General features: G+C 47.6%; 7 protein-coding genes and 1 pseudogene. 1 reads left to right on the top strand and 7 read right to left on the bottom strand.

The window, feature by feature from the left end:
- Window positions 1-2,614, top strand: a 2,614-nt coding sequence (locus RMO52_RS17985; RefSeq protein ID WP_310416960.1) for a WD40 repeat domain-containing protein, incomplete at its 5' end; no start/stop codon positions are given.
- A gap of 142 nt (window positions 2,615-2,756) precedes the next feature.
- Here RMO52_RS17985 and RMO52_RS24805 read toward each other — a convergent pair.
- The 7 genes and pseudogenes from RMO52_RS24805 to RMO52_RS17955 all read right to left on the bottom strand — a co-directional run.
- A pseudogene (locus RMO52_RS24805) lies at window positions 2,757-2,930 on the bottom strand (GNAT family N-acetyltransferase); the annotation flags it as partial.
- A gap of 36 nt (window positions 2,931-2,966) precedes the next feature.
- Complete coding sequence (locus tag RMO52_RS17980) at window positions 2,967-3,470, bottom strand: hypothetical protein (RefSeq protein WP_309738465.1); 504 nt, start codon at window positions 3,468-3,470, stop codon at window positions 2,967-2,969.
- 22 nt (window positions 3,471-3,492) lie between these two features.
- Window positions 3,493-3,912, bottom strand: a complete 420-nt coding sequence (locus RMO52_RS17975) for a VOC family protein (protein ID WP_309738467.1) — start codon at window positions 3,910-3,912, stop codon at window positions 3,493-3,495.
- A gap of 37 nt (window positions 3,913-3,949) precedes the next feature.
- A complete protein-coding gene (locus tag RMO52_RS17970; protein WP_310416955.1) occupies window positions 3,950-4,909 on the bottom strand; it encodes an alpha/beta hydrolase in 960 nt (319 codons plus the stop codon).
- Window positions 4,906-5,382, bottom strand: a complete 477-nt coding sequence (locus RMO52_RS17965) for a nuclear transport factor 2 family protein (RefSeq protein WP_310416952.1) — start codon at window positions 5,380-5,382, stop codon at window positions 4,906-4,908. The genes RMO52_RS17970 and RMO52_RS17965 overlap by 4 nt, the downstream gene beginning before the upstream one ends.
- Before the next feature lie 268 nt (window positions 5,383-5,650).
- The gene (locus RMO52_RS17960) at window positions 5,651-6,043 is read right to left on the bottom strand and encodes a cupin domain-containing protein (protein WP_309742932.1); all 393 of its coding nucleotides are present in this window, start codon (window positions 6,041-6,043) and stop codon (window positions 5,651-5,653) included.
- Window positions 6,044-6,122: 79 nt separating this feature from the next.
- Entirely contained in the window at window positions 6,123-6,599 is a 477-nt protein-coding gene (locus RMO52_RS17955) for a hypothetical protein (RefSeq protein WP_310416944.1), read from the bottom strand.
- Window positions 6,600-6,791: the final 192 nt, after the last annotated feature.

Raw genomic sequence — 6,791 nt, 5'->3', positions numbered from 1 at the left:
GCAGGGAGTAATTCTCTGTCATGGGATCGATGCTTTACTAGCGCAGCAATTCGTTGGCGGAGCCTCTCAGAATGAGAATCGATTGTCCCAGATCGAGCAACAAGTACTGTATTGGTTAGCGATCGGGCGCGAAGCTGTATCGATTTCTCAATTGTTAGCAGACTTCATTCCCAGCGGATTTCGATCTCAAGTTTTAGGCGCATTACAATCATTAGATCGGCAGAGTCTAATTGAAAAAAGTAGCGGCTGTTTTACGCTCCAACCCGTAGTAATGGAGTACGTTGCTGCGATATTTATCGATAAAATATGCACGGAAATTATCACATTAGACGTGGCAATTTTCAATAGTCATGGACTAATTCAAGCTCAAGCTAAAGACTATGTGCGCGAGAGCCAAGTGCGGATGATTTTAGTGCCGTTGGTCGATCGACTACTAGGTAAATTGCGATCGAAACCAGAAATTAAAAATCAATTAGATCGATTATTAGTTAAACTGCAAACTGAATTTGCTGGTACCGACGGTTATGCAGGTGGTAATTTAATTAATCTGTTGCGGCACTTACACATTGACATGACTGGCTATGATTTTTCCGGTTTGTGTATTCGGCAAGCCTATCTACTCGGCATGAATTTACACGATACTAATTTTGCGAACACCGATTGGGCAAACTCAGTTTTTACCGAAACTTTTGGCAGTATTCATGCAGTCGCATTTAGTCCAAACGGCTGCTATTTGGCTAGCGGCGATTTCAACGGCGATATTCGGTTGTGGGATGCTCGCACTTATCAACTGCGATCGATCTTGCGCGGCCATACCAATTGGGTACGAGCGGTGACTTTTGGCCCAGATAGTCAAACGCTAGCCAGCGGTGGTTTTGACTGCACCATCCGTCTCTGGGATGTCAATACTGGTGAGTGCTTGCGGACATTTGCCGATCGAACACAGGCGATTCGATCGCTGGCATTCAGTCCCGATGGCAACATCTTAGTCAGTGGCAGTGACGATATTCTAGCCAGCGGTAGTGATAACTGCACCGTGAGACTCTGGGATGTGAACACTGGTGAGTGCTTGCAGAAATTCACTGACTATACCGAAGCAGTCTACTCAGTAGCCTTCAGTCCCGATGGTCGAACCATTGCCAGTGGTGATGCCAATTCAAGTATTCGGCTTTGGAATATCCACAAAGGACAATGCGTTGGAACATGGGGGACTCATCAAGGCATAGTCTTTTCAGTAGCATTTAGTCCAGATGGTCGAACCATTGCCAGCGGCGGTAATGATGCCACCGTCAAGCTCTACGATGCCAGCACTGGCGAGTGTTTGAGAACTTGTTTGGGACATAGCGACGAATTGAAGTCGGTCATCTTTAGTCAAGATGGCCAAACGCTCATCAGCGGTGGCAAGGATCGAAACATCAAACTGTGGGATGTGCTGACTGGACGGTGTTTGAAGACGCTGGTTGGGCATGAGGATTGGATTTGGTCGATCGCTTGTGACGCGACTCATCAGATTGTGGCTAGCGGTAGTGAAGATCGCACGGTTAGACTCTGGAACCTGAGTACTGGCAAGTGTCTGAGAGTTTTAAAAGGCTATGCAAATACGATCTATGCGATAGATTTTGTCCCCCCACCTCTACCAAATATTGCCGCTCCTCAAGCGGTGCTAGCCACTGGATACTTTGGCGGAGCATTACGACTCTGGAATATCCAGGACGATCGATCTACGAGTTTGAGCGGTCATAATAGTTCCATCAGAACATTAGCCTTCAGTCCAGACGGTCAGCTCCTAGCTAGTGGGGGAAGCGGTGACGATCCGATTATCAAACTTTGGCGCGTCCGCGATGGCAAGTGCTGCCACATTCTAGCCGGACATACCGATGGCCTTTGGTCGGTGGCATTTAGTCCCGACAGCCAAATCCTTGCTAGTAGTAGCTCAGACCATACGATTAGACTCTGGAGTACACTAACGGGTGAGTGTCTCCAGATTTTGGCAGGGCATAAAGATTGGGTCACATCGGTAGCCTTCATTGTCTCCCCACCGATGTTGGTGAGTGGGAGTAGAGATCGCACGATCTCGTTTTGGAATATCCAGACGGGTGAATGTATCCGTACTTTGCAGGGGCAGCAACTAGGGATTGTCTCGATCGCAGTGAGTCCCGATCGCGATATTTTGGTTAGTGGTAGTGTCGATCGTACCGTGGCTCTTTGGAATATTAATACTGGTGAATGTTTCCAAGTGTTGCCCGGTCATCAAGCGTTCGTTTGGTCTGTGGCTTTGAGCACCGATGGACGACTGTTAGCCAGTGGTAGCTATGACGGTACCGTTAGGCTCTGGGATGTGGGCAGCGGGAAATGTCTAAGGATCTTGCAGGGTCATACACATGGTGTGTTTGGAGTGGCGTTTGTGCCCCACTACAGCGCAGATTTTGCCGAGCGTCAGTTGCTAGCCAGTACTGGTACCGATGCTACCATTAGATTCTGGGATGTCGCTACGGGTGAATGCGTCAAAATCATTCGATCGCCGCGACCATATGAAGGGATGAATATTCGGGGCATCCAAGGATTGACGGCTGCCCAGCAGGAGAATTTAACAGCTCTAGGCGCGATCGGATAAAATCCATTAGCGATCTTTGAGGGCGATCTTCAGCTAGAAACGTTTGTGTTACATCCGTCCTAAAGGAATTGCTCGATCGTAATTCTGTCTAACGTTGCCCATCACCCGCCGCAAATAACCTCGAACGCTTAACAGACAACCTCTCATCGTCAGCAACATAGGTGAATCGGCTCGAACACACCTCTACCCAGTTTCTAAAGTAGATATCATCAGGTGCCCACGCCCTGACCTGTTTGCTTGAGTAATCGTGGACATTAATTTCACGAACTGTTTCATGGAACAGTTGCGCTATTTGTTCGGCATCCTGTGCCCAAATTGAGAAAGATTGAGATCGATCGGCGAGTCATTCAATTTATTTGCTTGTTGATGACCAGATCTTCATACCTGCTCCAGCAAAACCAATGCCGAAGATTACCCCAGACAGGACAAATAATAATTTAAGACCGGGGATAAAATAACCCATGAATCCAACGATCGTCGAAAGTATCCACAAGACCGATACCCAGCGGGGGAGCTTTCTGGCGATCCAAGAGCCAATTGCAAACAAGCTCATACCGACTGTAAATATTGATGCGCCGATCGGATATAAACTAACTCCAGCGATCGATCCGGTGCGGATAATTGCAATCCCAACGATCGCGAGTAGAAATCCGCACAAACCCCACGATCGAGATTGCCGATACTGAAAACTATAAATACCCACGATCCCAAATAGGAGAAAAATATCGGTCAACAGGTAAAGAATGGAGATCGTTACATTAGGATTACTGCTGGCTAAAAACGAATTTACGCCGCGCAAGATTCCGGCAAATATCGCACTGAGTCCGCCTAATCGAATTAGATTTGTACTAGACATTCTATCTATCTCCCGTACTATTTTATGGAGTCTGTTCTACGGTCAATCCGATTTCTTGTCCGTAAGATAGTTCGAGCGTATGACCGTCTGGATCTCTTAAAAAAGCCCAGTAGCCAATCGGATATCCAGAATCTTTGGGTTCCTGAAGCAGAACACCTTCCTGTTTTGCTTTGTCGCAAAGAGCGTCGATAACTTCCCGACTTTGACACCCGACTCCCAGATGTGCGAGGGGAGATAGAACTGACTGCACCGAACTTGTCTGAATCAGCACGATCGCAAACGGACGAGTTTTATCGCAAAGCCATACGACTGCAACACCTGTTTCGGCATCTATACGGCGATGGATTACTTGCATTTGGGCGTAGATAGCATAAAACTGAATACTACGATCGATATCTGTAACTGGGAGTGCGATGTGAGTTAGTCCGAGATCGATCGTCATAATTTACCTCACGCTTTATTGATGTATATATTTATTTTTAAATATCGATCTTCTGTGATTCTTTGTTCTTTAACTTCAGCATCGAAAGCACAGCATTCACAACCCGATCGCCAGCTTCAGATCCAGGCGCAATGAGTTCAAAATGGGATGTGTTTTCGATCGATGCAAAGGTCACATCGTCACCTGTTTTTCTGGCTGCTTCCGCATATTTTTGTCCTAACCACGGCGGGACAACTTTATCTTGTGCGCCATAAACTAAGACCTGCTTCACTCCTAGCGGCAAAAGATGGGATGGCGATGCTAGTCGATACCGATCGGGCACTTCCGTAGGTGAGCCGCCCATCAGCCTTGTAATGACTGGTTCGCCACAAGACTGGTTCTGCATTGGCAGAAACGCTTCTAGATCTACTACACCTGCCAGATTAACGACACCTAAGACACGCAACGGATCTTCAAACAAAAAGTGACTCTGTTGGGGCAACCGATGCCGAGCGGCTGCCCAAGTTCCCAGATGCCCGCCCGCAGAATGACCGACGATAACCACCCGCTTCAAGTCTAGCGCGTAGGGTTTAGCCAGCACCCGTAAGTAATCGATCGCATTGGCGACATCCTCAAATGTCCCCGTCCATCCACCCCCTGGAACATCGATTTGACGATATTCAATATTCCAGGTGGCGATCCCGTGGTGAGTTAACGCTGAGGCAAGAGCCGCCGTGTTCTGAAGATCGGCAGTGAGATCGCCGTGTCGGTATTTCCAGCAGCCGCCATGAATCACAACGGCAACGGGGTGACTCCCTAGAGCCTGCGGCAGTCGCAGATCGCCAAATTGAGAAGGTGCGCTCCCATAGTGGATTCGCCGATCGGCTGGCGATGATGGGAGTCGATCGATCTGCTGAGGACTGAGAAATTGAGCTGCTGCCATAGTTGAATGACTCCGATTGGTAAGAGTTTGAATGTCGTTTTTCGCAATGCCATCCCTCCTGTCTTCGTAACTCATGTTAACTTTGCCGAATGGTCAGTGTCGGTAACGCCCAGTGCGAGTGCAGCCGCCTGCTTTAAACTAATGCCGTTCGCCAGCGGATCTGCGTGCCGATGCACGAGTTGCCATGCGTCCGCTTCACGACGAAATACTTGCGTGACCCGCAGCGACCAGTCTTGCTTGGGCAAGCCTCCGACCTCAGCACACACCCGCTCGATGGTCACAAGTACGGCGAAATCTGCTGTGGCGTAGGTTGTGACTACCTCTTGGTCGAATGTGCCGGACTTAAAGAACCGATCCAGTGCAAGCTGTTGCGACAGATCGAAGCCGGATGTCGGCTCTCCACCAAACGGCGACATTAGCATGTAGTCATTCGAGTGTTGTATCAGTGCGAGGTATCGATCGATGTCACCGCGCATGAGTGCTGTGTTCGCTGCTGCTGTCTGCTGGGTCAGGTTGGCAATGTCTTCAGCAAGGGATTGGGGATTCATCGGGTTTTACAAGGGTTGTCGCTATCTAGAATTGTGGGTTTCATGATATTTTTTTAGGTGAAAAATAGTAATTGAATGTGATTAAAGCCACTGCATTAACTGAGATTGCTAACGCTAATTAATCGAACGGTGTCTACGATTTTGCAAGGCGAACGCTACGCGATCGAATCGAGGTTTTTAAAGTTGAAAATTGTCTATATTTCCTCGATCGAGTGAAGTTAAAGCCTAACCATCTGGCAATAGTTTTTAATCATTTGGTTGGGCGTACTTAATCTAATCTGTAAACCCGTACACTCTCTTGTTCGTTTTGGTCATTGCGCGAGACTAAGGCGATTGCCTCCTCGGTACTGCTCAAGTTGATAGGTTGATGCGGTACACCTTCAGGAATAAAGATAAAATCACCCTGTTGATTGATTACAGACTTAGATAAGTTTTCGCCATAAAGGGTTTTCACGTTGCCTTTCAATAGATAAATCGCTGTTTCAAATCCATGATGAAAATGAGGCTCGGCTTTTGCAGCAGGTGGGATAACCACAATATTCATCGAGATCCCGTTTGCACCAGCCGTTTTGCCAGAAATACCAACATAGTTCGGCAATTTTTGAATCGTGTCGATTGTTTCTGAAGGTCTGACAGTAATAATGTCTCGATCGAAGTTCATTGAGTCACCTCGTATATTAATAATTGGCAATGTCCTCAGCGAGGGATTGGGGATTCATCGGGTTCTCCAAAGGTTGTCGCTATTGGGCGGCAGCTAAGTTTTTCAAAAGCGCACTCAAGCTATTGGGTTCCACTGTTGCAAGGTATTCCGGCATCAGATTTGGCGGCAACAACTCCAGCATCACCTGGTTTTCAACCCACAGTTCGATTAAATCGAACGCTCCGCCGCGTCTACACCGCACAGCTCGCCAACCTTCACGTTCGGCAATCTCCCAGACTTTTTGTTCGCTCACAGCCACTGAAATATTTGCATGAGTAGCCGTATAGCCCGTAGCTGGCTCAAAGTCAGTAAACCGCACGGCGGCTGTTTCTAACCCTGGCTGCAAAATCAGGCTTTTCGGCATCACCTCAATAGCTGTGCCATAAAGATCGAAACGAAGGGCAATATAGCTGCCCTCATGACCCGGAAAGGGCACAGCTCGTCCTTGCCATAACTCGGCAATTACATCAGCCACATGCTGTGGATTGTTAACAGCGATTGAAATATGATGAATCATGTTAGTACCTGCCTTAGATTTTTTTCTTAATAAAAACTGACACGGTTGAGTGTGCTAAAATCGCTCTTCAAAATCGGTTTTAAAACCAAATTCTGCATTTCAAATATCCTATGCAAGCTCGACTATCTCGTTGGCAAAGCCTCGACCGTGGAGAATTTTTCGGATATTTAGCAGCATAGCTCAATCCAAAAA

The sequence above is a fragment of the Chamaesiphon sp. OTE_8_metabat_110 genome (assembly GCF_031382685.1).
Taxonomy (GTDB): Bacteria; Cyanobacteriota; Cyanobacteriia; order Cyanobacteriales; family Chamaesiphonaceae; genus Chamaesiphon.
This window is presented reverse-complemented; position numbering and strand designations above follow the sequence as displayed.